This window comes from Streptomyces sp. NPDC002680, assembly GCF_042889145.1.
Lineage (GTDB): Bacteria > Actinomycetota > Actinomycetes > Streptomycetales > Streptomycetaceae > Streptomyces > Streptomyces adonidis.
Window position 1 is genome coordinate 90,336 of record NZ_JBIAQP010000010.1, and the last position, 26,979, is coordinate 117,314.

Consider the following 26,979-nt stretch of genomic DNA (forward strand, 5'->3'; position numbering starts at 1 on the left):
GACGACCGGGCCCGGCCGCGGGGAGAGTCGCGGCCGGGCCCGGTGCCAGGGGTGAGTGGGTTCAGTACAGGCCGGTGTAGCCGCTCCAGCCGGTGGCGATCCGGGTCTTCGTGCCGAAGGTGGCGGACGCTGTTCCGTTCCAGCGCCACAGGGCGCCCTTGCTGTCCCGGCCGAGCAGGTCGGGACGGCCGTCGCCGGTCAGATCACCGGGTACGGCCAGCGCGTTGACGCCGATCCCGCCCGCGATCCGGACCCGGGCACCGAAGGCGCCCTTGCCGTTGCCGAGCCACCGCCACAGCACGCCCGCACGGTCCAGGCCGACCAGGTCACCGACGCCGTCGCCGTTCAGGTCGCCCGCGCCGATCAGCCGGGTGTAGCCGCCCTGGCCCGCGACCAGCTTGACCCGCGCGGCCAGACCGCCCTTGCCGTCGGCGGCGTACCGCCACAGCACACCCGCCTTGTCACGCGCGACCAGATCGGCGCGGCCGTCACCGGTCAGGTCACCAGGCGAGGTCAGCACGTTGTACCCGCCGAACCCCGTACCGATCACACGATGCGGCGGGGTCTTCGGCGTGAACGCCTTGCCGCAGGTGCCGTCGTACCGGAGCAGCCGCCCGCCGGAGTCCCGGACCAGCAGGTCATTGCACGAGTCGCCGCTCAGATCGCCGAACGGCACGAAGGCCGACGAGGTGGGCCAGCCGCCGGCCAGGGCCTTGTGCGCGCTGTCGATGGTGCCGCGCCCGGTACCGGGCTGGATGGCCAGCCGGCCCGCGCTGTCGAAGGTGAGCAGGTCACCGATGCCGTCCCGGCCGAAGTCATGGCGCTCCGTCGAGCGGACCGACAGCGGCTTGTCGTAGATCACCGTGTCCGAGTCCGCGGTTGTCTCGCTCGCGACCCGGGCGGTCAACTTCACGCGGTAGGTACCCGTGCGGACCAGTGCCCCGTTCTCGGCACGTCCGTCCCAGGCCGCGGTGACCTTCCCGCGCGCCGGGCCACCGGTGACGGTCCGCACGACAGCGCCGCCGGAGGTGGCGATGGTCAGCTTCCAGCTCTCGGTCGGTCTGGTCAGGTGCCAGGTCCCCTGGAAGTGGGTGCCCTCACGCAGGTCGACGGACGTGGGGACGGTGGCGTCGGTCACCGCGAACGGGGACGTGGTCACCTGCGGCCACTTCACCGTCACGTCACCGGACGCCGTCGAGTAGGCGACCGGACCACCGAACCGGTCCACGTTCCAGAACCGGCCACGTAGATCGGCCGGAGCATACGCCGGGGACGGCAGCGGGCCGAGGTTCTCCGTACCGACCCGGTCGGCCGGGACCGCGCCCCGCAGATAGGTGATCAGCAGCTTGCCGGCCTCGTCGTCCTGGGAGACCAGATAACCGTCGCCCAGCCGCGCGTAGCCGCGCGGTACGTCCTGCTCCGCGTGGGTCGTCTGGTCGTAGATGCCCGCTTGTTTGTTCGGTCCGCAGGACCAGTAGACGTACCGGCCCACCACCTGCAGATCGGTCGGGACGCAGGAGCCGAAGGACAGGCTGTCCAGCTTCCGCATCGACGGCAGCGAGTACCTCTCGTACTTGCCCAGCGAGTCGGTCCGGGCCGTCCACAAGGTGTTCCCCCACAGGGCGACGGCCGGCCAGCCGCCGGTGGCCAGCACCTTGCTCCCGTCCCGCACCTCCTGCGTACCCCTGGTCGTCCGGACCACCGAGTACGAACCGGACGCCGCCACGACCGCCGACACCTTGTCGTCCGAGTGAAGGATGTTGCCCTCGCCCGTGCCGGTGAACCGCAGGCACTCGCCGCTGCACTGGACGTGGACGGGGCTGCCGAAGGGGTCTTCCACGTCGTACCCGAGGTCGCCCAGGTTCTCCGGCTGTGCGGCGGTCAGCGTGCCGTCGGCCGCCAGGGAGAGCGCGGAGGCGGTGAGATCGGTGGCGGACCTGTCCACGCGCTCGGTGCCGAGCAGCACCCGCCCCTGGTCGACCGCGACGCCTCCGACCTCGTACACCGAGACCGCGGGCAGCGGCGCCACCGGCTCGACGACCGGGATCCCGTCCGCGCCCAGGGTGACGCGTTGGACCGCCCAGTGCTCGGCGTCCGTACCGCCCTCGATGGAGAAACTGCCGTCGTCGCCGTCGACGAAGTCGCCGGCCGAGGCGGTCAGCAGTGTCCGCGCCGGGCCGCCGGTCACCGGCACGGCGAGGATCGCGTTCGTGGCGTTGTCGATCGGTTCGGGGTACAGGACCCAATCGCCGATCGCGCGGGCCTTGAGGAGGGCGGATTCAGGGACGTCGACCAGGTGCCCGGGGGTCTCCGGGTGCGCGCGGTCGACGACGTACAGCCGCGAGGTGTCGAACGCCTTGTCGATGGCGTAGAAGAGCACCGTGTCGCCGGCGAGGTGGGGGTATTCCAGGAGACCGAAGTCGTCGCTCGGCACGTACGTCACCGCGGCGGTGTCGAAGTCGAGCAGCGCCGTGCGCCAGGGGGCGTAGCCGTCGGCTTGCTTGTACCAGAACGCGGCCCCTCGGGTGTCCGACGTCTCTCCGTATGTCCCCCCGGCGAAGTCGTCGTCCAGGCCGGTCACCGGCCGCTCGACCAGCTGCCCGCCGCCCGCCGGCATCTCCAGCAGGACGAGCGTCCACTTCCCGCCGACCTGGCGGGAGACCAGCAGACGGTTCTCGGCGAAGACCTTGGTGACCCGGTCGCCGGCCGGCACGTAGAACCGCGTCACCTTGTTGGTGGAGTAGCGCCGGATCTCGTACACGTTCGTCGTCCCCGGGACCTTTTCCAGCCCGAGGCCGCCGTTGTAGGCGGTCGTGGACCCGTGGCTCGGGATGTCTTTGGTCGAGCCGTCGCGGCCGGTCCACACCGCCGGGGAGTCCGTCGAGTACGGCTGCGGTACGGACAGGTACCCGGAGTCGTCCACCGCGGCCAGGGACGCCGACCTCGGCTGCGTCCGGTGCACGCCGGTCAGCGTGACGGTCGGCATGTCGCCGCCGTCCGCCGCGACGGCCGGCACCGACGTGAACTGCAGCAGCCCGGCCACCACCGCCAGGGCCGCCGCGACCGAGACCACCCCGCCGCCGCCCCTCGACCGTCTCCTTCTCGACACCGTACGCAGAGTCGCGCGTCTCACGAGTCCTACCCCCATTGGTCTTCCCGGTCGGCTGCGTCGGCACTGCGCTGCAGCCACTGCCGTGCGGAACGGCCGCTCCGGCCCGTTCCGCACCGTCAGACTCACGCGGGGGCGGAGACGTTGTACGGAAGCGGGGACGACATCCGGCATGCCCTACCAGAGGGTGGACGGCCCCGAGACGACCCAGCCGGCGTCGACGGGCTTGACCCAAAAACCCAAGGCCACGTCGATTGTCTGCGCGAGGTAGCTGATCTCTACGTAGAACTGACCGCCGGCGTGACCCCAGTTGAAGTCCCCGAGCCGGAGTTCGCGAAGCCAGGACAGATCCTGTTCCCACGCGTCGGCAGCGACCCTGCAACTCGCCTCGCCCTCACCGGCGTCCACCCCGACCGAGCCGGTCCACAGCGCCTTGAGCACATGCCGGAGCGACGTGTGATCGACGAGTTGTTCGGCCTCGGGGAGCTTTCCGACGCGGAGCAGATCGAAGTAGCGGTGGACGACCGCTTCGACGTCGGTCTTGGCAGGGGGCTCCGTCCAGATCCTCACCGCGCGATGGTAGGGGAAGGGTTGGATGACACCGTTGAGCGGTTCGCCCTGGGCATCGCGGGCGATGAAGGGCGGCGCGGGTGCCGGACAGTGGCAGGCGCAGGTGCACACCAGGTAGTGCACTCCGGGTACGCCGGTGTCACGCGGTTCGTCGTCCTGGCACCCGGGGTGCTGGCCCAGGACGCAGCGGGGAGAACGGAACGGGGGTTCCGGAGCTAGGGCCGACTCGCGGGTCATCGCGTACCCCTCTCCCCGCCGAGGTCCGCACCGCCGACGAGGGGAATCACGTACCAGCGTGCGCCTTTGGCGTCCTGGTGGTCGCCCTCGTGACGTTTGGGGAGGACGCACGCTCCGGTCTCGCTGAGGATCGGTGCCCGGTAGAACAGCGAGGCGCGAACGGTCCCGCAGGTGTCGGTGGGATGGGTGGTCATCCGGCACCTCCGTCGTACGCGTGGCGGTAGGCGCCCCACAGCCCCTGTCCGTTCTCGCACCCGTCCATCGCTTTGCTGGCGGGCTTGCATTCGGCGCACTTGCGGGCGTGCTCGAACCAGAGCCGGTAGGCACGCAGCATCGGCAACTCGGCCTGGCGTACGGCTGCTTGAACCCTGTTACCCCGCTGGCCGGTCATCGGGCCCCCGCCGTGTTCAGCTCGGCGTGGACAACAAGGTCAGCGAAGGCGGGGAGGTAGGGCCGGGACAGCCGGGACGCGGAACCGTCCAGGGGCGCCCGGTCGGCGCTGTACGGCGACCGCTGCCGGGACGGCACCCGCTTCACCAGACGCACGGGACGCTTCACGTTCTTGCTGGTCACGACATTCCGGATTGGTTCCGAAGTCGCCCTCCGCCGCCTGCCGGTCCCTGGCAGGACCCAGCACAGCAGTGGCAGCAACAATCCAACGAATACGACCGCGCTACGCTCTCGCATGTCGTCAACCTCCCAACGGTTGAGGGCCACGCCCCCGGACTGGTCGCACAGTCGCGGGGGGTCTCGCCTTCTCCATCTGCTTGCGCCAGCCACCATAGCCACTTTCGAAAGCGGTCGGCAGTAGACGGCAGTGGTTGACAGCAGTTGACAGTTTTCGAGGATGCACGCAAGTTGCCGAACGCTTACGTTCGAGTACGTGGAAGAGAAGATCAATCCGGCCGCCGCGACCTACCACTACGAGCAGCTCGCGAAGATCATCGAGAACAAGATCCGGACTGGCGAGTTCGCCGCAGGGTCGCGCCTGCCTGGCGAGTTGATCCTGTCTCAGGAATACGGCGTCGGCTCCAACACGGTCCGCCGGTCGTTGGACATCCTGAGGGAACGTGGACTGATCGTCACCGTGAGAGCGCGCGGATCGTTCGTGGTCGAACGGCTTCCCGACGTCGATGGCGGCCGGGGCGAGGAGTAGGGGCGGCGTCTGCTGCTGTCTCATGGGACCAGGCTGGGTACGCCAGTCCCCCTGGGACTACGAACCTCTGCCAACTTGCGCTGCGACTACGCGAGTCGCAGCGCCGCCGACATGAGCCCCCTCACCCCACCCGATACCCCCGAATCACCCGATACTCCGCCGCACCCCCATCAGCGAACCCCGCACTCGCCCGCACCGACACATACCCCCCGCCCTTCGGCAGCCCCCGCCCACCCCCAGGCAGAGGCACCACCCAAGCATCCCGCCCCACCCGCACCGGCCGAACCTTCCGCCAACTCCCCCCGTCGTCGTACGACACCTCAACCCCCACCGACCGCACCGCCGAAGCCACCGCCCCCGGCTGCCGCACCAACCGCATCGGCAGAACAGCCCCCCGCCCCGTATTGCTCAGGTCGACCACCGGCGCGAAGTCGAACGCCGACAGGCCAAGAGCCGCGCGCCCGCCCACGACCTCCGCCGACCGGAACGTCCACGACCCGCTGATGCTCGTCCCCAGCCCGAAGCCCCCGTTGGCCACGCTGCGCTCCGACGAGTACTCCAGGCGGTAGGTCGATTCGGCCGCCGGGACCGTGCCCGAGGCGTCGGTCCAGGGGTAGTTCAGCTCCACGAGTTTCTGGTCGCCGTAGTAGAAGGCGACGCGGCTCTTGTCGTACAGGGAGTAGCCGGTGTGGCCTGCCTGGTCGCCGGCCATCGGCATGTTGAAGGAGAGGCGGTTGCCCTCGCGGGCGACGAACGTCAGGCGGCCGAAGCGTGGGCCCGGTACCGCCTTCTGCCAGGTCACCGTGTAGCGCTTGCCGGGCTTGTAGCTCTCGTAGTCCTTCGACCAGAACTGGGTCTGGAAGGTGCTGCCGTCGGCCGCGTACTGGTTGTACCGCGTCTCCCACATCGTGTCGTCGGCCTTGTAGTACAGGGTCCGGCCGCTGCCCGGGGTGTCGAACCAGATCGCGCCCGCCGACAGCGCGCTCCCGCCCTCCGGCGGGAAGCCGAAGTTGTGCTGGAACGCCCGTGCCGGTGCTCCCGGCGTCACCGAGTAGTACCGCTGCTTCACCTCGGCCAGTTCGCTCTGCCGCACCACCCTGCTGAAGTTCGTCGGCAGATGACCTCGCTCGAACCACACCAGGACGTATTCGTACGGCGAGTCGTTGTACGTCCCGTCAGCGCCCTTCTTCGCCCAGAAGCCGCGTACGTCCGCCACCAGCCCGCCCTCACCCGGGCCCACGTCTTCGCCCAGTGCGGCCGTGAAGAGTTTGTCGAAGGAGTCGGCGGTGGCCCGCATACCGAAGCCCGTCCCGTTGGTCAGTTCGCGGCGGAAGCCGACCGCCGCCAGGCGCAGGCTCGCGTCCTTGCGCGGGAGGGTCGCCGAGACGGGGGTGGCCCTGCGAGCGTCGAGGACTATTTCGGTGTCGCCGGTCACCGTCAGGGTGGGGCGGGCCAGGAGTGTCGTGCTGCCGTCCGTCTGCGTGATCACCGACGCGTCCACCGTGTAGCGGCCCGCCGGGAGCGACACCGTGCCCGAGCCTGACGGGTCGTACACGAAGCGGTACGTCGAGCCGTCCAGGCTCATGATGTCGGTCCAGTAGTTCGCCGCCGGGTTGCCCGCTCGGTCGATGACCTTGACCGTCAGTTTGTGGGTGGGGGTCGCCTTGGTGATCGTCAGCGGTACGCGGACCGATACGCCGCCCGTCGCGTCCGTGCCCACCAGCGCACCCTCGAAGACGCCCGTCGCACTCTGCACGCGCGTGTCCGCCGTCACCGTCACCGTCGTCGACCCGCCCGCCGGGACCGTCGTGTGCGACGGGCTGACCGTGAACATGCCCGCCGGGGCAGCGGCCCCGCCTGGGCCCGTCACCTTCGCCGCGAAGTCCAGCGTCACCGGCTCCGCGCCCTCGTTCCGGTACGTCACCGTCCTGACCACCGGTACGTCGTCCTCGGCCGGAGCCTCCTGCGTGCCCAGGGGGAGGGTGGTCGGGGTGGCGAGGACCGCCTGCTGGACCGCTCTGCCCACGTCCGTCCGGCCCGCGCCCTGTGCGTTGACGTTCGCGCCGGGGGTCGGCGTCGCCGCCGCCATCAGGGCCGCCTTCAGCTCGGCCGCCCGCCAGGTCGGGTGCTGGCCCGCGAGCAGCGCCGCCGCCCCGGCGACATGTGGGGTGGCCATGGACGTACCCGAGACCGAGGTGTAACCCGGCTCGACCTCCACGTACTCGCTGCCCGCGTGCGCGGCCCGCGCCGCGACGATGTCGACGCCCGGCGCCGTGATCTCCGGCTTGATCGCGCCGTCCTCGCGCGGGCCCCGGCTGGAGAAGGACGCCATCACGTCCTGCTTGTCGACGGCGCCCACGGACAGCGCGGCGTCGGCGGTGGACGGGGAGTCGACCGAGCCGTCCGCGCTGCCGTCGTTGCCCGCGGCGAGTACGAAGAGGGCGCCGGTCTTCGCGGTCAGCGTGTTCACGGCCTCTTCGAGGACGTCCTCGCCCGGGGTGTCGTCACCGCCGAGGCTCATGCTGACGACCTGTGCCCGGGGCGCCGCCCACTCCATCCCGGCCAGGATCGCCGAGTCGGGGCAGGAACGGTCCGGGCACACCTTGCCGATCAGCAGGGACGCCCCCGGCGCCACCCCCTTGTACTTGGCCCCGCCGCCCGCGACCGTCGACGCGACATGCGTGCCGTGCCCGACCGTGTCGTCGGCGTCGGGCGCGTCCGTGAAGTTCACGGCCTCCTTGATCCGCCCGGCCAGGTCGGGGTGGGTGGCGTCGACGCCGGTGTCGAGGACGGCGACCGTGACGCCGGTCCCGTCGTACCCGGCCTGCCAGGCCGTCGGCGCGCCGATCTGCGGCACGCTCCGGTCCAGGCTGACCTGCCGCTTCCCGTCCAGCCAGACCTTGGCGACACCACTCGCGGCGCGCAGTCCGGTCGTACGGCTGCCCGCTGTCACCCCGTCCCAGAAGGCGCCCGCGCTCTCCTTCGCCACGGCCACCGCCGCGCCGTCGACAGCGGGGAAGGTACGGATCACCTGGGCGCCGTCCGTCGCGCGCAGGCTCCGGCCGCCGAGCGTCGCGTCGGCGTACGTCACGATCGTGGGCAGTACGGCCGTACTCGCGTCGTCGTACCCGGCCGCGACCAGGCCCGTCACGTCGAACAGCCGCTCGTCCACCTGACCGCCGGCGACCAGGCGCAGGGCGTCGTTCGGTACGACGTACTGGTGGCCGTCCCGCTCGAACTGCTGGAAGCCCAAGCTCTCGCGTCCCGGGCCCGGTTCGATGGCGACGCCCGCACCGGCCAGGTCCACGCGGTCGCCGGTGACGAGGGTGACCCGGTGGGAGGCGGCGGCCTGTTGTCCGGTTCCGTGGGTCCAGTCGGAGGCAACAGCCTTGCCCACAGCGCCGGTTGCCGGCGCGGTCGCCGCAACTCCCTGCACCAGCAACGCGGTTGTCAGTACGCCGACCAGTCTTCGGGACATGCGGGACATACGGCCTCCACTGCTGCGGTGGTGACGGTCGTGACTCGGTCGCCGTCGACTGTCCCCGCCGGTGCGATCTTCCCGGTACTCCCAACCGCCCATAACATCGCGCTATGGATCTGGAGATCCGCCACCTACGCGTCCTGAACGCCATCGCCGACACCGGCTCCATCACCCGTGCCGCCGCGGCCCTCGGCTTCACCCAGCCCGCGCTGACCGCCCAACTCCAGCGCATCGAGCGCGTGTTGGGCGGCGCGTTGTTCGTACGGGACGGCAGTGGCTCCCGGCCGACCGCGTTCGGCGCGATGGTGCTGGCGCACGCCCACGGCATCCTCACCGCCCATGAGGACCTCATGCGTGACGTACGGCAGCGGGGCCCGGGCGACTCCGACCTGACCGCCCTGCGGCTCGGCTCGGTCCCCGGCCCGCTCACCGCCGTACTGGTCACCACCGCGCGCCGGCTCCTCCCCCGGGCCGAGATCACCCTGCACACCTGCGACACGGAGGAGGAGCAGCTCGAACTCCTCGCCGGCGGCCGGCTCGACTTCGGGCTGACCGTCGACTACCCCGATTACGAGCTGGCGCTGCGCCCCGGACTCAGCGACGCCCTGCTCGCCGTCGACCCCGTCTTCGTGCTGATCGCCGAACGGCACCCGCTCGCCGCCCGGCCCGAGATCCCCCTCACGGCACTCTCCGGCGAGGCCTGGCTCGCCGGGGAGAACAAGGACGTACGGATGCGGGCGCAGTTCCGGGCCGCGTGCCGTCGGGCCGGGTTCACTCCGCGCCGCGTGCAGCGGCTGAGCGGGAGCGTGGTGTTCCCGCTGGTCGGACAGGGGCACGGGGTCGCGCTCGCGCACCCGCTGGTGACCGAGCGCGAGGGTGTCGTCGTACGGCCGCTGACCGGGGACCCGATGGGCGTGCGGCAACGGCTGGTGTGGGCGGCCGACAGCCCCCTCGCCGAGCATGCGCCCGCACTGCACGACGCGCTCACGAAGGCGTACTGGGCGGAGGTGCAGCGGGCGGGGGTGTACTGGACGTGGCTGGAGAGGAAGGGGCGACTGCCCCCACTCCCGACCTCACCCACCACCCTCTGAGCAAGCGCTTAGAAAAGTGCGGTCCGAGTCACACCGCCACACCCGTGACCGGGACCATACGTACGGGTAACTTCCCAAGCAGGTCCGCCTGCAAGAAGCGCACGAAGCAAAAAAACGCCCAGCAGCCCCCGTAACGCCAATGGAGCCGTCATGCCGGAAGCCGTCATCGTCTCGACCGCCCGCTCCCCCATCGGACGCGCCTTCAAGGGCTCCCTCAAGGAGCTGCGCGCCGACGATCTCACCGCCACGATCATCCAGGCCGCACTGGCCAAGGTCCCCGAGCTGGACCCGCGGGACATCGACGACCTGATGCTCGGCTGCGGTCTGCCCGGCGGTGAGCAGGGCAACAACCTCGGGCGGATCGTCGCCGTGCAGATGGGCATGGACTACCTGCCGGGCTGCACGATCACCCGTTACTGTTCCTCGTCGCTCCAGACGTCCCGGATGGCACTGCATGCCATCAAGGCGGGCGAGGGCGACGTCTTCATCTCGGCCGGTGTCGAGATGGTCTCCCGGTTCACGAAGGGCAACTCGGACTCGCTGCCCGACACGCACAACCCGCTCTTCGCGGAGGCCGAGGCCCGTACGGCCGCCGTCGCCGAGCAGGAGGGCACCTCCTGGCACGACCCGCGCGAGGACGGTCTCGTACCGGACGCCTACATCTCGATGGGCCAGACCGCCGAGAACCTCGCCCGCGTGAAGGGCGTGACGCGGCTGGACATGGACGAGTTCGGCGTCCGTTCGCAGAACCTCGCCGAGGAAGCCATCAAGAACGGCTTCTGGGAGCGCGAGATCACCCCGGTGACGCTGCCCGACGGCACGGTGGTCTCGAAGGACGACGGTCCGCGCGCGGGTGTGACGCTGGAGGGCACCCAGGGACTGAAGCCGGTGTTCCGTCCGGACGGGCTGGTCACGGCCGGCAACTGCTGCCCCCTGAACGACGGCGCCGCGGCCGTCGTGATCATGAGCGACACGAAGGCACGCGAGCTGGGCCTGACCCCGCTGGCCCGGATCGTGTCCACCGGCGTCTCCGGCCTCTCCCCCGAGATCATGGGCCTCGGCCCGGTGGAAGCGTCCCAGCAGGCACTGCGCCGCGCCGGCCTGACCATCGACGACATCGACCTGGCCGAGATCAACGAGGCGTTCGCCGCCCAGGTGATCCCCTCCTACCGCGACCTCGGCCTCCCGCTGGAGAAGCTGAACGTCAACGGCGGCGCCATCGCCGTCGGCCACCCCTTCGGCATGACGGGCGCGCGGATCACCGGCACGCTCATCAACTCCCTCCAGTTCCACGACAAGCAGTTCGGCCTGGAGACGATGTGCGTCGGCGGCGGCCAGGGCATGGCCATGGTCATCGAGCGCCTGAGCTGACCTCCACCCCCAATTCCGGACGGTAGTTGGCCGGAAACCCTGCGTGAGAGATCGGCCCGGAACCCCGCAACCACCGGGGTTCTGGGCCGTTTTGTGATCCAATCTCCCCCAGGATGTGACCTATCTCGCTCCGAAGGGGCATTTGCGCAGGTCACCTGGGGTTCGACCCCAAACATCAGGCCCAAAGTCCTGTCCGTTTCGTGACGTTACGCACTGACAGGTGGTTAGTCCACCCTTCAAGCTGATGTAGGAAGTCGGGGGTCGACTTTGAACCGGGAGTACGTCAGTGAGCGCTACGCCTCTTGCTCTGCTGCTCGCCACAGCCACCGTCACCACGGCTGTGGGCGTCGCCGTTCTGCGCACCTTGCTGGGACTGCGTCGACAGATCGCGGCCCTGCACACCGAGCTGGCCGCCCAGAGCCTCGCCGTCGGGGCGCACGGGCGCGTGCCGCAGGCCCGCACGCCCCGTGAGACCGACGAGATACGCGCTGCCGTGGCCGAGGCGCTCGCCGAGGAGCGGGAGCGGGAGCTTGCCGAGGCGCGTGCCTTCTGGGCCGCCCAGGAGGCCCGTGACGCCTCCGACGCCCCCTCCCTGCTCGGCCTCCCCGACAGCGAACTGTTCCTGCCGCGTCCGGCGGACTTCGCGGGCCTGGAGTCCCTGGAGCCGGTGACCGAGCCGAGCACGGAATCCGACGAGTTCGCTGGGGGTACCCCCTCTGGGGGAGAATCGGCCGAACTGGCCGCCGCCCGCCGCCGGCACCCGTCCCACCCGGACTTCGTCCCGGCCCAGTCGCCCATCGTGAACGACCACGAACGCACGGTCGCCTGCCTGGAGGACCTCGCCGACTCCCGCACGGCCCTGTCCGACGTCCGCCCCGGCCCCCTGGGCACGCTCGACGTCTACGTCTTCACGGACGGCACGACCCTCTGCATGACCCCCGGCCACCGCGAAACCGCCGAACGCCTCTCCGCAGCCCTCCGCGCAGGCGAGGCCCCGGTCCTCCTAGGCGGCTCAGGCATCTCAGGCGCCTACGCCCTCACCTTCGAATGCGGCGAGGAAACGGTGTACGTACTGGCGGACCGCGTCATAGCTTCCCTGTAGCCGGGAGCGGTCGCTGGCCGCGGGCGGGCGGCTCGGTCGCTGGCCGCGGGCGGGCGGCTCGGTCGCTGGCCGCGGGCGGGCGGCTCGGTCGCTGGCCGCGGGCGGGCGGCTCGGTCGCTGGCTGCGGGCGGGCGGTTGCAGGTCGCGGGCGGGCGGTTGCGGGCCGCTGGCCGCAGCGGGCGGTCGCTGGTCGCTGGCGAGCGATCGGTCGCGGTCGCTGGTTGCGGGCGAGCGGTCGGTCGCGGTCGCTGGTTGCGGGCGGGCGGTTGCGGGCGCTGGCTGCGGGCGGGCGGTTGGTTTTTCGTTGCTGCAAGGGGCTGAGCATTCAATCGCCGCCGACAGGGGCGCCCCTTCAGGGGCGCGGGGAACTGCGCGACAAGCCCCCACCGGCGGTCAGCCGACAACGAACCCCCTAAACCCCCGCCCGCTGCTGAGCCTCCGCAACAAGAGCCAACGCCGAAGCCAACTCCCCCTCACTCCGAAGAACCAGCGCCAAATCATGCGCGGCCACAGTCACTTGATCCGCCCCCGCGAACATCCCCACATCAGGCATGACGAGCGGCTCACCCCCCGGCGACTCCAACAACTGGGCACGCCGTGCCAACTCCCTGGCCAACCCCAACGCCTCAGCGGCAGCCCCCCGCTGCAACCGACTCTGCGGCGCCGCCCGCAAACGATCGGCAAAGTGATCCACTGCGCGCGTCAAAGGCGAGGTATCCAGCACGCCGTGAGACTAACGGTCGCACCTGGACTGTTGCCAACAACCCAACCCTCAGGCACCGTGGCGTGAAGGACCGGCTTACATCCCCTTTGCGTCCGGAGGCGCCGATGTCCCACGTCCTCTCCGAGGAGACCCACCGCAACATGCTCGCCCGCATCCCCCACTGCACCGGTCGTGAAGTATCCGACTGGCTGCGCACCGTCGACGAAGGCCCCTCCCTCTTCCGCTTCGAGGAGAAGGTCAGCTGGCTCCGGCACGAGCACAATCTCGCGTACGGCCACGCCAAGGCGATCATTCACGAGTACGACATGAGGAGGGCCGCGCGCAAGCTCCTCTGAGAGCCCGGGGCGCGCACCGACACGCACCGACACCACGACGACGAAGGGCCCCGGGAGCGACCCCGGGGCCCTTCTACTGCCTACTGGCTACTGTCGGCCGTCGTACTAGTCGTCACCCTGAAGGATGGCGATCAGCCGCAGGAACTCCAGGTAGATCCAGACCAGCGTCATGGTCAGGCCGAAGGCGGCCAGCCAGGCCTCCTCGCGCGGCGCGCCGTAGGCGATGCCGTCCTCGACCTGCTTGAAGTCGAGAGCCAGGAAGCACGCACCGAGCAGGATGCCGATGATGCCGAACACGATGCCGAGGCCACCGCTGCGGAAGCCGAGGCCGTCACCGCCGCCGAAGACGGCGAACAGCAGGTTCACGGCCATCAGGAGCACGAAACCGAGCGCGGCCGCCATGACGAAACCGTAGAAGCGGCGGTTGACGCGGATCCAGCCCGCCTTGTACGCCACGAGTACGCCGGCGAAGACCGCCAGCGTGCCGATCACGGCCTGCATGGCCGCACCGCTCGCGATGCGGTTGTCGACCACGCTGGAGACGACGCCGAGGAAGACACCCTCCAGCGCCGCGTACGTCACGATCAGCGCGGGCGAGGCCTTGCGCTTGAAGGACTGGACGAGGCCGAGGACCATCGCGACCAGACCGGCGCCGATGGCGATGCCGTAGGACCGGTTGATGTTCGCGTCGTCGACCGGCAGCAGCGCCCAGGCGAGCGCCGCCGTGACGACCAGCACACCAAGGGTGGTGGCGGTCCGCATGACGACGTCGTCGATCGTCATCCGGCCGGTGGTGACCGGGGCCTGCGGCGGCGCGCCGTGCTGAAGGTCCTGCTGGGCGTAGGGGTTGGTCGCGTACGGGTTGCCACCCTGCTGGGCCTGCTGGTCCGCGTACGGGTTGCCCGACTGCGTACCGACAGCGGCGCCCCCGGCCTGCGGCGCGGTGTTGAAACCCGCGTAGCCGTTGTCGCGGCTGAACCCCCGTCGCGAGAAGACCGGGTTGCTGCTCCTCATTTCACTCCTCCATGGACACGATGCGTGGCCTTGGGCTCAAGAGTAATAGGTGGGCAAAGGATTGACCCTAGTGCTTGGGGAGGATCTTTCCCTTGTCCTGTCGCGAACACGCTACGCGCCCGCCTGATTCCCGGCCACGGAGCCCCAGGACCATGACCAACCCGGTACAGACCCGAGACCGATCACTGATCACAGGGGGAAGCCCGTGTACCCCTCGGCCAGATCCCCCTCCGCCGAACGGGCGGTGGCGATCCGCTCCAGCCGCGCCAGCTGCAGCCGCTCCTCGAAGGGAGTGGTGTCCGGGGAGCGATGCAGCATCGTCGTCATGTCGTACGAGAACCGCTCGGCCTGCCAGACCCGGCGCAGACACGTCTCGGAGTAGGCGTCGAGCAGCTGGGCCGACCCCGTCTCCTTCTCGTACGTCAGTGCGCGCGCGAAGGTCACGACGTCCCCGACGGCGAGGTTGAGCCCCTTGGCGCCGGTCGGCGGGACGATGTGCGCGGCGTCCCCGGCGAGGAACAGCCGTCCGTGCCGCATCGGCTCGTGGACGTAACTCCGCATCGGGGTCACGGACTTCTGCGTGATGGGCCCCCGGTCGAGCTTCCAGCCGTCGGCGGTCTCGAAGCGCCGCTCCAGCTCGTCCCAGATCTCCTCGTCGCTCCACGCCTCGGCGTCGGTGCCGTCCGGCACCTGGAGGTAGAGGCGGGAGACGGACGGCGAGCGCATGGAGAGCAGGGCGAAGCCCCGGTCGTGGCGGGCGTAGACCAGCTCGTCGTGCGAGGGCGGTACGTCGGCGAGGATGCCGAGCCAGCCGAAGGGGTACGACCGTTCGAACACCCGGGTGAGTTCGGCCGGGATCGCCGTACGGGCCACGCCCCAGAACCCGTCACACCCGACGACGTACTCGCACTCCAGTACGTCCTCCCGCCCCTCGTGCCGGAACCGCACGCGCGGGCTGCCACTGTCGGCGTCCTCCACCGCCAGCGCCTCCGCCTCGAACAGCAGCGGGCCGCCCTCGGCCAGCTGGAGGGCGATGAGGTCCTTGCAGACCTCGGTCTGCGCGTACACCATCACGGACCGGCCGCCGGTGAGGGCGGGGAAGTCGACGCGGTGGCGCTTCCTGTCGTACCGCAGTTCGATGCCGTCGTGGCGCAGGCCCTCGCGGTCCATGCGCTCGCCCGCCCCGGCGGCGCGCAGCACGTCGACGGTCCCCTGCTCCAGGATCCCGGCGCGCTGCCGGTGCTCCACGTACTCCCGGTCCCGGCTCTCCAGGACGACCGAGTCGATACCGGCGTTGTGGAGCAGCCGCGCGAGCAGGAGCCCGGCGGGGCCGGCTCCGATGATGCCGACGGTGGTACGCATCGGTCGTTCCCTTCATGCGGTACGTTCATCCGAGGAATGTTCGTATAGTGAAACTTTCTTCACTGACTACCTGAGATGAGTGTCTGACCGCATACGCCCGCTGTCAACGATTCCGCAGCCAAGACTTCAATGGATGAAGCACCGACAAATCCGGCATACGAGGGTCGGAGGTGCCCGGAGCCGGACTTGAACCGGCACGCCCGCGAAGGGGCAGCGAGGTTTAAGCTCGCCGTGTCTGCATTCCACCATCCGGGCAGGCCCTGGGCTCCGCATCGAGGTTCCGAGCCTATCGGGACGCCTCACCCGAACTGCGGGTGAGGGGACCGATGTTGTCTTATTTTATTGACGTCTGAGGGTGCATCAGCACCTGGAACGGGCCATCCGCACTTGCCAATAGCCTTTCGCGAGGCAGTCCGGTGCGCATGCGGAATGACGGAATTTCACCGCCCGAACAAGGGGGCTCCACCTGTTCTTGTCATGCCCCCTTGTAGGGGACGCCCGTCATCCCCAGGTATGACACAGACCCGCCAGGTCCGTCCCAAGGCTGTCTTCGGAACCGGAACAGCGGCTGACTACACGGCGCTTCTCCGCCATGACGATGGTTCACGAGCCACAGACGCCGAAACTCGTCGAACCTCCCGACAGGAGCCCGCCCGTGACCACCACCCCCCTCGCCGACCGGACCACCACCACGGTGGCCGCCCGTGCCACGGAACTGTCCAAGGTCTACGGACAGGGTGAGACGCGGGTCGTCGCCCTCGACCAGGTCTCCGTCGACTTCAGGCAGGCCGAGTTCACCGCGATCATGGGCCCGTCCGGCTCCGGCAAGTCCACGCTGATGCACTGCGTGGCGGGCCTGGACTCCTTCTCCTCGGGCTCCGTGCGCATCGGCGACACCGAGCTGGGCTCCCTCAAGGACAAGCAGCTCACCAAGCTCCGCCGGGACAAGATCGGCTTCATCTTCCAGGCGTTCAACCTGCTGCCGACGCTGACCGCCCTGGAGAACATCACCCTCCCGATGGACATCGCGGGCCGTAAGCCGGACAAGCAGTGGCTGGACTCGGTGATCACGATGATCGGCCTCGCCGACCGGCTCCGCCACCGCCCGTCCCAGCTCTCCGGCGGCCAGCAGCAGCGCGTCGCGGTGGCCCGGGCGCTGGCCTCCCGCCCCGACATCATCTTCGGCGACGAACCGACCGGGAACCTCGACTCCCGCGCGGGCGCCGAGGTACTGGGCTTCCTGCGCAACTCCGTACGGGAGCTGGGTCAGACGGTCGTGATGGTCACCCACGACCCGGTGGCGGCGGCGTACGCGGACCGGGTCGTCTTCCTCGCGGACGGCCGGATCGTGGACGAGCTGTACGGCCCGACGGCGGACGCGGTCCTCGACCGCATGAAGCGGCTGGACACCAGGACCGTCCGTACCAGCTGACGTGCCCTCAACTCCCGTAACCCTGCCCTTACTTCACCCCGCTCACGACCCGACGGACTGAGACGACACCCCATGTTCCGTACCGCCCTGCGCAACGTACTCGCGCACAAGGCCAGGCTTCTGATGACCGTGCTCGCCGTGATGCTCGGCGTGGCGTTCGTGTCCGGGACCCTGGTCTTCACCAACACCCTCTCGAACGCCCTCCAGAACAGCTCCGCCAAGGGCTTCGACCAGGTCGACGTCGCCGTGCAGGCGCGCCCCCGGGACGATGTGGGCGACAAGATCGGCAAGACTCCGGAGCTGACGCGGGCCCTGCTCGACGAGAGCGCGAAGGTCCCGGGTGCCGCCTCCGCCATCGGTGTCGTGACCGGCTTCACCGCCATAGCCGACAAGGACGGCAAGCTCGTCGGCGACGGTTTCCAGTCGCAGGGCGGGAACTTCTGGGGCGACAAGGACGCCCGGTACCCGCTGAAGGACGGCACCGCACCGCGCGGCGCGAACCAGGTCGCCCTCGACGCGAAGACCGCCGAGCGGGCCGGCTACCAGGTCGGCGACACCGTGCGCCTGTCGGTGGACGGCCCGGTGCTCACGCCCACCGTCTCCGGCGTCTTCACCACGGACGACGGCAATGTCGCGGCCGGCGGCAGCCTCGCCCTCTTCGACACGGCGACCGCGCAGCAACTGTTCGGCAAGACGGGCACGTACGACGAGATCGACGTCAAGGCGGCGGCCGGGACGAGCCAGACCGCGCTCAAGGCGGCGCTGGACAAGGCCCTGCCGCGCGACACGGTCGAGACCACGACAGGCACCCAACTGGCCGACGACCAGGCCAAGTTCATCTCCTCCTCGATGAGCGGCCTCAAGCAGGGCCTGCTGGTCTTCGCCGGCATCTCGCTCTTCGTCGGCACGTTCATCATCGCCAACACCTTCACCATGCTGGTCGCCCAGCGCACCAAGGAACTGGCGCTGCTGCGGGCGGTCGGCGCCTCGCGCCGCCAGGTCACACGGTCGGTGCTGATCGAGGCGTTCGTGGTCGGGGCGGTGGCGGCGGTGACCGGGCTGGTCACGGGCATCGGGATCGGGGCCGGACTGAAGGCACTCCTCGGCCTGCTCGGCGCGACCGTGCCCGACGGGCCGCTCATCGTCACACCGGGCACGGTCGGCGCGGCCCTCGCGGTCGGCATCCTCATCACCATGCTGGCGGCCTGGCTGCCCGGCCGCCGCGCCGCGAAGATCCCCCCGGTCGCCGCGATGAGCAGCGTCCACGCGACCGCGACGACCAAGTCGCTGGTCCTGCGCAACACACTGGGCGCGCTCTTCTCGGGCGCGGGCGTCGCCGTGGTCCTGGCGGCCACGACGATGAGCGGCTCGGACGGCCAGGCCCCCATGGGCATCGGCGCGGTCCTGCTCATCATCGGCGTCTTCATCCTCACCCCGCTGCTCTCCCGCCCGCTGATCGCCGCCGCGAGCCCGCTGATGCGTGTGTTCGGCGTCTCCGGGAAGCTGGCCCGCCAGAACTCGGTCCGCAATCCCCGTCGTACGGCCGCCACGGCCTCCGCGCTGATGATCGGGCTCACCCTCATCACCGGCATGACGGTGATGGCGGGCAGCCTCCAGAAGTCGATCGACAAGATGGCCTCGTCCTCGATCAGGGCGGACTACGTCGTCTCGATGGCCAACGGCATGGAGCTCTCCCCCGAGGTCGCCGAGAAGCTGGCGGGGACGACCGGCGTGACCGCCCTCAGCCCCATGCGCAACACCCCCGTACGCATCGAGGGCGGGACGGAGTCGGTGACCGGTGTCAGCGGCGCCACGATCGGCAAGCTGACCGAGCTGACGCTCGACGAGGGCACGTTCAAGGTCGGCGGCGCCCAGGTCGTCGTGGACGAGTGGACGGCCGACTCCCATGGCTGGAAGGCGGGTTCGGCCTTCACCGTCGGCTACGAGGACGGCAAGAAGCAGCGGCTGACGGTCGCGGGCGTGTACGAGGGCAACGAGATGATCAGCGGCCTCCTCGTCGACGACGGCGTCCTGGCCCCGCACCGGACGGCCGCCGACGACATCGGCGACATGCAGGTCATGGTGAAGACCTCGGGCGGCGCGACGGACGCGACGAAGGACCGGCTGGAGCAGGCCCTCGGCGCCAACCCGGCCATCCAGATCCAGGACAAGAAGGACATCTCCAACGAGATCGCCAGCATGTTCACCCTGATGCTGAACATGCTCTACGGCCTGCTGGCGATGGCGGTCCTGGTCGCGGTCCTCGGCGTCATCAACACCCTGGCCATGTCGGTCTTCGAACGCTCCCAGGAGATCGGCATGCTCCGCGCGATCGGCCTCGACCGCAAGGGCATCAAGCGCATGGTCCGCCTGGAATCCCTGGTCATCTCCGTCTTCGGCGGTGTCCTGGGCATCGGCCTGGGCGTGTTCTTCGGCTGGGCGGCCGGCGAACTCATCGGCACGAGCATGCCGACGTACGAACTCGTCCTGCCCTGGGCCAGGATGGCGTTCTTCCTGCTCCTGGCCGCCACGGTGGGCGTCCTGGCGGCCCTGTGGCCGGCGCGGCGCGCTGCCCGCCTGAACATGCTGGCGGCGATCAAGTCGGAGTAGAGCGGCGGGAGTACGGAGGTCGGGCCCCGCTCGTGAGGAGCGGGGCCCGACTTGGTCTGGTCAGTTCCAGGTACGGGCACGCAGCGGCATCCCGGAGTCACCCTCCTCCGAGGTCCGTACGGCGAGGACCTGGTTGACGCCGATCCGGTTGTGCTCGAAGGCGAGGGCCGAGGCGGCCATGTACAGCCGCCAGACGCGGGCCCGCCCCGGGCCGGCGAGCTGCTGGGCGCGCGCCCAGTCACCCTCCAGGTTGGTCACCCACTGCCGCAGGGTGAGGGCGTAGTGCTCCCGGATGGACTCGACGTCACGCACCTCGAACCCGGCCCGTTCGAGCTGGGTGACAGTGGTGCCGATGGGCTCGAGTTCGCCGTCCGGGAAGACATAGGCGTCGATGAACCCGTCGAGGCTGTACGCGCCCTCGTCCGCCTGAGGCCGCCGGGCGATCTGATGGTTGAGCAGCCGCCCGCCGGGCTTCAGCAGGGCATACAGATCACGCGCGTACGTCAGATACTGCTCGCTCCCCACATGCTCGGCCATCCCCACGGAGGAGACGGCGTCGAAGGGCCCGTCGGTGACGTCCCGGTAGTCCTGCACCCGGATCTCGACCCGATCCGTGAGCCCCTGGTCGGCGACGCGCTTACGGGCGTACGCGGCCTGCTCCTGCGAGAGGGTGACGCCGACGACGTGTACGCCGTGCTCCCGGGCGGCATGGATGGCGAGGGAGCCCCAGCCGCAGCCGACGTCGAGGAGACGCAGGCCGGGCGCGAGGGCGAGCTTGCGGCAGACGAGGTCGAGCTTGTCGCGCTGCGCGGCTTCGAGGGCAGTCGATTCGGGGTCGTCCCAGTAGGCGCAGGAGTACACCATGGACGGGCCGAGGACGATCTCGTAGAAGTCGTTGCCGACGTCGTAGTGGTGGCTGACGGCGCGCTTGTCGGTGCGCTTGGTGTGGAGGTGCCGGCGCCGGCGCGGAACCTCTTCACGGGGCGGAGCGGGAGGTACAGGAGGCCCGGCCATCTTCACGAGCCCGCGCGCCGCTGCCCGCACCTCGGGGTCGCGCAGCGCCTCGGTGAGGGTCCTGGCGTCCTCCCCGCGCTCCCAGACCAGCCCGGACAGCAGGTCGAGGGCGGCGTAGAAGTCCCCCTCGATGTCCAGGTCGCCCGCGACCCAGGCGCGGGCGAGCCCCAGTTCGCCCGGCTTCCACAGCAGCCGGCGCAGGGCGCGGCGGTTGCGGACGACCAGGGCGGGGGCGCCGGGCGGGCCTGCCTCGGAGCCGTCCCAGGCGCGGATGCGCATCGGGAGCGGGGCACCCAGCAACTGTTCGGCGAAGCTCTGCAGCCGCGACGCGGCTTCGGGCATGACGCACACCTCCGTTACGGCACAACCGGGAATGTCCAACACCCACGAAAACACCAACACGCCCGGCTCGCAGTCCCCCGGGGGGATCACAACTGGGCAAAGTGCCTGCCCAGCGGGGCAGCCACCCGACACCAAGCTTCCTTCACCCCCGCCGCCCCTACCCGTTCCCATCCTTCTGGGGGCTGCCGCCCCCAGGGATGGGAACGGGTAGGGGCGGCGGGGGCGAGGAAAAAACCCGAAGGGGCCGCCCGCACCACGGATGGCGGGCGGCCCCTTCGGGCTCAGGCAGGGGGAATTCAGTGCACGGAGGTCAGGAGGCCTTGGCCTCTGTCTTCTCTTCCGTCTTCTTCGCGGCAGCGACCGGCGCCGGCTTCGCAGCCTCGTAGAACTCCTCCCGAGGAGTCTCCAACGCCCCCAGCGCCACAACCTCACGCTTCAGGAACATCGCCAGCGTCCAGTCCGCGAACACCCGGATCTTCCGGTTCCACGTCGGCATCGCCAGACCGTGATAGCCGCGGTGCATGTACCACGCCAGCCGGCCCTTGAGCTTGATCTTCACCTTGCCCATGACGATCATCGCGACGCCCTTGTGCAGGCCGAGACCCGCCACGGCGCCCTTGTTCGAGTGCGAGTACTCCTTCTGCGGGAAGCCCCGCATACCGGAGACCACGTTGTCGCCGAGCACCTTCGCCTGCCGCAGAGCGTGCTGCGCGTTCGGCGGGCACCAGGCGTTCTCCACGCCGGCCTTGCGGGCGGCCACGTCGGGCACCTGGGCGTTGTCGCCCGCGGCCCAGATGTAGTCCGTACCCGTGACCTGGAGGGTCGGCTGCGCGTCCACGTGACCGCGCGGCCCCAGCGGCAGGCCGAACCGGGACAACACCGGGTTGGGCTTGACGCCGGCCGTCCACACGATGGTGTTGGAGTCGACCTCAAGGCCGTTCTTCAGGACCACATGGCCATCCACACACGAGTCCATCGAAGTCGAAAGATAGATCTCGACCCCGCGGCTCTCCAGGTGCTCCTTGCCGTACTGGCCAAGCTTCGGGCCGACCTCGGGAAGGATCTTGTCGGCGGCGTCGACGAGCACGAACCGCATGTCCTCGCGGGACACGCTGGGGTAGTACTTCGCCGCGTCGCGCGCCATGTCCTCGACCTCGCCGATGGTCTCCGCACCCGCGAAGCCACCGCCGATGAAGACGAAGGTGAGCGCCTTGCGGCGGATCTCCTCGTCGGTCGTGGACTCGGCCTTGTCCAGCTGCTCGAGGACGTGGTTCCGCAGGCCGATGGCCTCCTCGATGCCCTTCATGCCGATGCCCTGTTCGGCGAGGCCGGGGATCGGGAAGGTGCGGGAGACCGCGCCCATGGCGATGACGAGGTAGTCGAAAGGCAGCTCGTACGCCTCACCCACGAGGGGGGCGATCGTGGCGACCTTGCGGTCCTGGTCGATGGTGGTGACCCGACCGGTGAGGACTTCCGCCTTGGGCAGCACACGTCGCAGCGGTACGACGACGTGGCGCGGCGAAATGCTGCCGGCGGCGGTTTCGGGGAGGAAGGGCTGGTAGGTCATGTACGACCGGGGGTCGACGACCGTGACGGTCGCCTCGCCGTAGCGCATCTTCTTGAGAATGCGCCGAGCTGCGTACAGGCCTACGTACCCACCGCCTACTACGAGGATCCTGGGACGCTCCGTGGTGCTCATGCCATCGAGTATCCACCCGCCCCAGGGGGGTCGCTCGTGAGCCCCTTCACAAGCATATGGACCCCCTCTGCTACACTGCGCGGCCCGCATGGCCGAGGCCGTGTCGCGCGGGACGAACCAGCGGGCGGTACGCCCCGATGTCAATGCCGCGTGAACTGCCCTTCCGGGTCGCCGGAGTGACTGGACCAGCCTCCCGCCACACCCACCGGAAACCCCGCCGAAACGCTCCCCCGAGCACGCTCCCGCCCCTGGTGAGCCCCCGAAAGGGCCCTGCGGAGCACGTTCGTCGCCCAACAGGACCGAATTCCTTGTGAAGAACTTCACGAACTTTCCCGAGGGGGCGTCACCCGGGGGCCGCGAACAGCCCCACAAGTGCGCTCATACGTTATCCGACCTGCTCAGGAGAGGCCGACTCGGGGGCCCGAGGGACCCCCGGGGAGGGGCTCAGCACACGTCCCGATAGGGCACGTCGGGGAGATAGCTCCGCCAGTCGGCGCGGGACAGCCCGCCGCCCGCCCGTGCGCACACGGTGGTGGCGACGTGCTCGGGGTCGAGGTCGTAGGAGCGGGAGCGGCGGTGGGTGCTCGCGGCGTACAGGGTGCCCCCGTCGGGACCGAAGGCCACGGACTGCACCCGGCCGCCCAGGGCGGGGAACACCGTGGGCCGGAGGTGGGGTGCCTCGGTCTGCCAGATCTGCAGCGTTCCGCCGGCGGTGCCCACGGCGAGATAGCGGGCGTCCGGCGAGAAGGCCACCGTCGTGACGAACTGGTCGTCGTCGTCCGTGTCCCCGTCGATGTCACCGTCGGGGGTCGCGGGCAGGTTCGCCAGGCGTCGTCGGGCACCGCCGTCCCAGATCGTGACCCCGCCCCGGCCGCCCACGGCGAGATACCGTCCGTCGGAGCTGAAGACGACGGCCGACAGCGGGTCCGAGGCGTTGCGGTGGGTCACCTTGCCGGAGGGCAGGTCGACGAAGTCGCCGCCCGACGTGGCAAGCAGGCGTCCGTCGGGCCTGACGACGGGGACGTCCCGCACACCGTGGAGCACCCGGGTCCTGGTCCGGCTGCGGACGTCCCACACCTCGATCGTCCCGCTTGCCTTGATCCTGGAGGCCAGGAAGGTCTTCCCGTCCGGGCTGAGCCCGATGCCCTCGACGCCCTCCGGAAGGGACAGCGAGGCGACCTGGCGGCGGGTACGGGTGTCCCAGACATAGAAGGTGACCTTGGAGTAGCGGCCGACCGGCGGTTTGGCACCGTAGGCGAGGGTCCCGCTGTCGGCGCTGAACGCGGTGTGGTTCTCGCAGCCGGGATCCGGCAGGCAGAACATCTGCGAGTGGGGGAGATCGGCCAGGACCTCGGCGGTCGCCGCGTCCAGGAGCTGGAAGCGGGTCGCGCCGTCGAGACGCCGCACGGCTGCGAGGACGCGGCCGTCCGGGCTGTACGTGGCCGCCCGGACCGGGCCGACCGGGTAGGCGGAGTCCAGCGCCTCGTCGAGGGCCAGGGACGCCACCGCGGTCCTGCGCTCCCAGCCGCGCACCTCCAGGTACCGGATCCTGCGCCGGTCCAGGTCCAGCCTGAGTGCCGAGGTCCCCTCCAGATCGTAGGAGCCTGTGGAGCTGAGCGAGTGCCGGAACACGGGGACCTCCGGGTCGGCCGTACGCCACAGCAGGATCTCGTCGTGGCTCGCCACCGCGACGAACCCGCCGTCCGCGCTGAACGTCATCTGCGCACCGGCGCGTTTCGGCAGGGTGTGCTCGATCCGCCGCCGCGGCTTCCCCGACGCCAGGTCCCAGGCGCGCACCCCGGAGCCGTCCGGGAAGGTGCCCACGGCGGCGAGGGCGCGGCTGTCCGGGGTGAACTGCAGTCGGCCCTCATGGGGGCCGTCGGCCGCCGGACCGTACTCGTCCGATCGTTTCGGGCAGAGATCCGGGTTCGTGGTCGCCCATGGGGTCGGCAGTCTCCGCCGTGCGGCCGTGTCCCACACCTGCAGCGATCCGCCGCGCCGACAGATCGCCAGCAGCCGTCCGTCGGGGCTGACGGCACTGTCGGCGGTCGACTCACCCTTGAACTGCTGTTCGAACACCGAGCGGCCGAGCGCGGTGTCCCACAGCCGGAAGAGGACGCCGGAGCGTCCGGCGTAGGAGCTGGCGAGGAGTATCCGCGTATCGGTGACGAACGAACCGGTCGTACCGGCGGAGGAATCGTCGGCCGAGCCGACACGACCGCCGACCAGCCGGCCGGCGTCGACGTCCCACAGCCGCAGCCCGCCCTTCGTCCAGATCAGGAGCGTGTCTCCGTCGGGACTGATGCCCTGGACGCCGGGGAACTCCAGGTGCCCGGGGCCGGGGAACGAGCCGGTCCGCCGCTGTGCGGAGGTGTCCCAGCGTTCGACACGGTCGTCCGTGACCTTGGTCAGGACGCGTCCGTCACGGCTGAGGAATCGCTGGCTGTCACTGTCGCCGGTCGCGGCCGAACCCTCCCCGGGATCGAACCGGTCCTGCTCGGTCTGGGCGAGCGAGTCGAGGAGGGCCGAGCGGCTGTCGGGCAGATCGGCGAGCCGGTAGGCCGCCGTGCTGAGCCGCATGGCCGTCCTCGGGTCCGAGGAGCGGATGCTGTCGGCGATCGCGGCGACACGGCGGGCCTCGGCCTGAAGATGCTGCCGCGTACTGGTGGTGTTCTGGTTCCAGGCGGTCAGGCCCGCCACGGTCGCGAGGGCGACGAGGACGGTCAGCGCCGTGGTCAGCCCGCGCAGCCGACGGCTCGTACGGGTGGCCTGGCGCTGTTCGTGCCGGCGGGCGTCGAGGCTCGCGGTGAGGAAGGCCCGCTCCAGCGGCGTGAGCGGATCGGGCTCGGCGACCGGCGTGAAGGCTTCCGTGGCCACGGTCAGCCGAGCCCCTCGGTACAGCACACCGGCGTCGCGGTCGAGCTGCTCCCAGGCGGTGGCGGCCTCGGTGAGCAGCCGGTGCCGGCGCAGCAGTTCGCGGTCGCTCTCGATCCAGCCGTTCAGCCGGGGCCAGGCGGTGATCAGCGCCTCGTGGGCGAGGTCGACGGTGTCGTCGTCGAGGGTGATCAGCCGGGCGCCGGCCAGCCGGTCGAGGACGGCGGCGGCATCGGCGGCGAGTTCGGCACGGCGGGCGGGCCGACCGGTGTCGTCGGTGCCCTCGCCCGGCGCGATGAGCCGCAGCATCACCTGACGGGCGAGCGCGGCTTCGGGCGCGGAGAGCCCGCTGTAACACTCCTCCGCGGTACGGGCGATGGCACCGTGCACCCCACCGACGGCTTCGTACCCCTTGACGGTCAGCGCCCCGCCACGGCGCCGCCGCCAGGTCTCCATCAGCGCGTGGGACATCAACGGCAGCCCGCCGGGCTGGTCGGCGACGTCCGCGATGATCCGCGCGGTCAGGGCCCGCTCGACGACCAGCCCCTCGGCCGCGGCGGGCTTGACGATCGCCTCCCTCAACTCCTCCACACTCATCGGCCCGACGAGCAGTCCGGTGCCGCGCAGGGCGGCGGCGAGGTCACGGTGTTCGCCGCAACGGCCGTAGAAGTCGGCGCGTACGGCGATCACGACACGCAGCCGGCTGTCCGGCCGTACGGCGGCGAGCAGCATGTCGATGAAGTGGGCACGCTCGGCGGGGTCCCGGCAGAGGGTGAAGACCTCCTCGAACTGGTCCACGACGACCCAGGTGTCCCCGCCCCCGTCCACGGGAACGAGCGCACGGGCGTGCGTATGGGCGGGCCGCGCGCCCGGAGTGAGGATCCGGATGGCCGCAGGCCGCTCCCCGGCCCAGTCCCCACCCCGCAACACCGGTATCAACCCGGCCCGCAGCAAAGACGACTTCCCACTCCCGGAAGTACCCACGACGGCCACGAACCGACGGTCCAGCACCAGCTCCGCCAGATCGGCCACCAACTGGTCCCGCCCGAAGAAGCACCCACTGTCCCCCGGCTCGAACCGCGCCAGCCCCCGATAGGGCGCCGCGCTCCCGTCCCCCTCGGGCACCTGCCCAGCAGCATCCTCGGCGGCCCGCTGCCAGCGCCGCTCCCAGTCGTCGACGTCCCCACCACAGGCGGCCACATACGCCAGAACCACCGCCAAGGACGGCAGCCGCTCCCCCGCGGCGGCCTCGGACAGCGTCGCCGCCGTATACCCGGCCTCCGCAGCCATGGCCCGGTAGGTCATCCCACCGGCCTGCCGCCGCAACTCCCGCAACTCGAAGGCGAACCGCTCGACCGGCCCACCCTCCGGATCCAACGGCCTCTCAGGGCGCCCCATCCGGCTTCCCCTCCCGTACGAAGACGACGCCGCCCGAACCCCTCGACCGGCCGACGCA

19 protein-coding genes and 1 tRNA gene are annotated in these 26,979 nt (G+C 70.3%); 7 read left to right on the forward strand and 13 right to left on the reverse strand.

Annotated elements, in window-relative coordinates; all coding sequences use genetic code 11:
* Window positions 1-61: 61 nt before the first annotated feature.
* From ACFYXF_RS26095 to ACFYXF_RS26115, 5 genes are all read right to left on the reverse strand, one after another.
* Window positions 62-3,133 (reverse strand): FG-GAP-like repeat-containing protein, encoded by a 3,072-nt coding sequence (locus tag ACFYXF_RS26095; RefSeq protein WP_389352815.1) that lies wholly within the window; start codon window positions 3,131-3,133, stop codon window positions 62-64.
* 153 nt (window positions 3,134-3,286) lie between these two features.
* The gene (locus tag ACFYXF_RS26100) at window positions 3,287-3,679 is read right to left on the reverse strand and encodes a hypothetical protein (RefSeq protein WP_389352817.1); all 393 of its coding nucleotides are present in this window, start codon (window positions 3,677-3,679) and stop codon (window positions 3,287-3,289) included.
* 233 nt (window positions 3,680-3,912) lie between these two features.
* The gene (locus tag ACFYXF_RS26105; RefSeq protein WP_389352819.1) at window positions 3,913-4,110 is read right to left on the reverse strand and encodes a hypothetical protein; all 198 of its coding nucleotides are present in this window, start codon (window positions 4,108-4,110) and stop codon (window positions 3,913-3,915) included.
* Window positions 4,107-4,307, reverse strand: a complete 201-nt coding sequence (locus tag ACFYXF_RS26110) for a hypothetical protein (RefSeq protein ID WP_389352820.1) — start codon at window positions 4,305-4,307, stop codon at window positions 4,107-4,109. The genes ACFYXF_RS26105 and ACFYXF_RS26110 overlap by 4 nt, the downstream gene beginning before the upstream one ends.
* A complete protein-coding gene (locus tag ACFYXF_RS26115) occupies window positions 4,304-4,489 on the reverse strand; it encodes a hypothetical protein (RefSeq protein ID WP_389352821.1) in 186 nt (61 codons plus the stop codon). Before ACFYXF_RS26115 ends, ACFYXF_RS26110 begins: the two co-directional genes overlap by 4 nt.
* 310 nt (window positions 4,490-4,799) lie before the next feature.
* Between ACFYXF_RS26115 and ACFYXF_RS26120 the strand changes: the two genes are divergently transcribed.
* Complete coding sequence (locus tag ACFYXF_RS26120) at window positions 4,800-5,072, forward strand: GntR family transcriptional regulator (RefSeq protein ID WP_389352823.1); 273 nt, start codon at window positions 4,800-4,802, stop codon at window positions 5,070-5,072.
* 121 nt (window positions 5,073-5,193) lie between these two features.
* Here ACFYXF_RS26120 and ACFYXF_RS26125 read toward each other — a convergent pair whose 3' ends face one another.
* Entirely contained in the window at window positions 5,194-8,559 is a 3,366-nt protein-coding gene (locus ACFYXF_RS26125; RefSeq protein WP_389352825.1) for a S8 family serine peptidase, read from the reverse strand.
* Window positions 8,560-8,663: 104 nt separating this feature from the next.
* On the opposite strand from ACFYXF_RS26125, the gene ACFYXF_RS26130 reads away from it, so the two are divergent.
* From ACFYXF_RS26130 to ACFYXF_RS26140, 3 genes are all read left to right on the forward strand, one after another.
* Window positions 8,664-9,644 carry a LysR family transcriptional regulator gene (locus tag ACFYXF_RS26130; protein WP_389352827.1) on the forward strand — a complete coding sequence of 327 codons (981 nt, stop codon included), beginning with the start codon at window positions 8,664-8,666 and terminating at the stop codon, window positions 9,642-9,644.
* A gap of 150 nt (window positions 9,645-9,794) precedes the next feature.
* Complete coding sequence (locus ACFYXF_RS26135; protein ID WP_389352829.1) at window positions 9,795-11,015, forward strand: acetyl-CoA C-acetyltransferase; 1,221 nt, start codon at window positions 9,795-9,797, stop codon at window positions 11,013-11,015.
* Window positions 11,016-11,301: 286 nt separating this feature from the next.
* Window positions 11,302-12,117, forward strand: coding sequence for a hypothetical protein (locus tag ACFYXF_RS26140; RefSeq protein WP_389352831.1), 816 nt, complete (start codon window positions 11,302-11,304; stop codon window positions 12,115-12,117).
* Window positions 12,118-12,529: 412 nt separating this feature from the next.
* Here ACFYXF_RS26140 and ACFYXF_RS26145 read toward each other — a convergent pair whose 3' ends face one another.
* Entirely contained in the window at window positions 12,530-12,841 is a 312-nt protein-coding gene (locus ACFYXF_RS26145) for a hypothetical protein (RefSeq protein WP_235478138.1), read from the reverse strand.
* A gap of 104 nt (window positions 12,842-12,945) precedes the next feature.
* Here ACFYXF_RS26145 and ACFYXF_RS26150 point away from each other — a divergent pair, with 104 nt between their 5' ends.
* On the forward strand, window positions 12,946-13,176 hold the full coding sequence (locus tag ACFYXF_RS26150) for a DUF4287 domain-containing protein (protein WP_235478137.1): 231 nt from the start codon (window positions 12,946-12,948) through the stop codon (window positions 13,174-13,176).
* A gap of 105 nt (window positions 13,177-13,281) precedes the next feature.
* Here the strand turns inward: ACFYXF_RS26150 and ACFYXF_RS26155 are convergent, their stop codons facing one another.
* The 3 genes from ACFYXF_RS26155 to ACFYXF_RS26165 all read right to left on the reverse strand — a co-directional run bounded on the left by ACFYXF_RS26155 (window position 13,282) and on the right by ACFYXF_RS26165 (window position 15,807).
* Complete coding sequence (locus tag ACFYXF_RS26155) at window positions 13,282-14,190, reverse strand: Bax inhibitor-1/YccA family protein (protein WP_369034566.1); 909 nt, start codon at window positions 14,188-14,190, stop codon at window positions 13,282-13,284.
* Window positions 14,191-14,379: 189 nt separating this feature from the next.
* A complete protein-coding gene (locus ACFYXF_RS26160) occupies window positions 14,380-15,552 on the reverse strand; it encodes a 4-hydroxybenzoate 3-monooxygenase (RefSeq protein ID WP_389352834.1) in 1,173 nt (390 codons plus the stop codon).
* 171 nt (window positions 15,553-15,723) lie between these two features.
* A tRNA-Leu gene (locus ACFYXF_RS26165) sits at window positions 15,724-15,807 on the reverse strand.
* Window positions 15,808-16,207: 400 nt separating this feature from the next.
* Here ACFYXF_RS26165 and ACFYXF_RS26170 point away from each other — a divergent pair.
* Both ACFYXF_RS26170 and ACFYXF_RS26175 read left to right on the forward strand, forming a co-directional pair.
* Window positions 16,208-16,984 (forward strand): ABC transporter ATP-binding protein, encoded by a 777-nt coding sequence (locus ACFYXF_RS26170; RefSeq protein WP_389352836.1) that lies wholly within the window; start codon window positions 16,208-16,210, stop codon window positions 16,982-16,984.
* Between the two features lie 72 nt (window positions 16,985-17,056).
* A complete protein-coding gene (locus ACFYXF_RS26175) occupies window positions 17,057-19,594 on the forward strand; it encodes an ABC transporter permease (RefSeq protein ID WP_389352838.1) in 2,538 nt (845 codons plus the stop codon).
* A 60-nt stretch (window positions 19,595-19,654) separates the two neighbouring features.
* Here ACFYXF_RS26175 and ACFYXF_RS26180 read toward each other — a convergent pair whose 3' ends face one another.
* From ACFYXF_RS26180 to ACFYXF_RS26190, 3 genes are all read right to left on the reverse strand, one after another.
* Window positions 19,655-20,950, reverse strand: coding sequence for a class I SAM-dependent methyltransferase (locus ACFYXF_RS26180; RefSeq protein WP_389352840.1), 1,296 nt, complete (start codon window positions 20,948-20,950; stop codon window positions 19,655-19,657).
* Between the two features lie 310 nt (window positions 20,951-21,260).
* Entirely contained in the window at window positions 21,261-22,649 is a 1,389-nt protein-coding gene (locus ACFYXF_RS26185; protein ID WP_389352842.1) for an NAD(P)/FAD-dependent oxidoreductase, read from the reverse strand.
* Window positions 22,650-23,093: 444 nt separating this feature from the next.
* On the reverse strand, window positions 23,094-26,921 hold the full coding sequence (locus tag ACFYXF_RS26190; protein ID WP_389352844.1) for a helix-turn-helix domain-containing protein: 3,828 nt from the start codon (window positions 26,919-26,921) through the stop codon (window positions 23,094-23,096).
* Window positions 26,922-26,979: the final 58 nt, after the last annotated feature.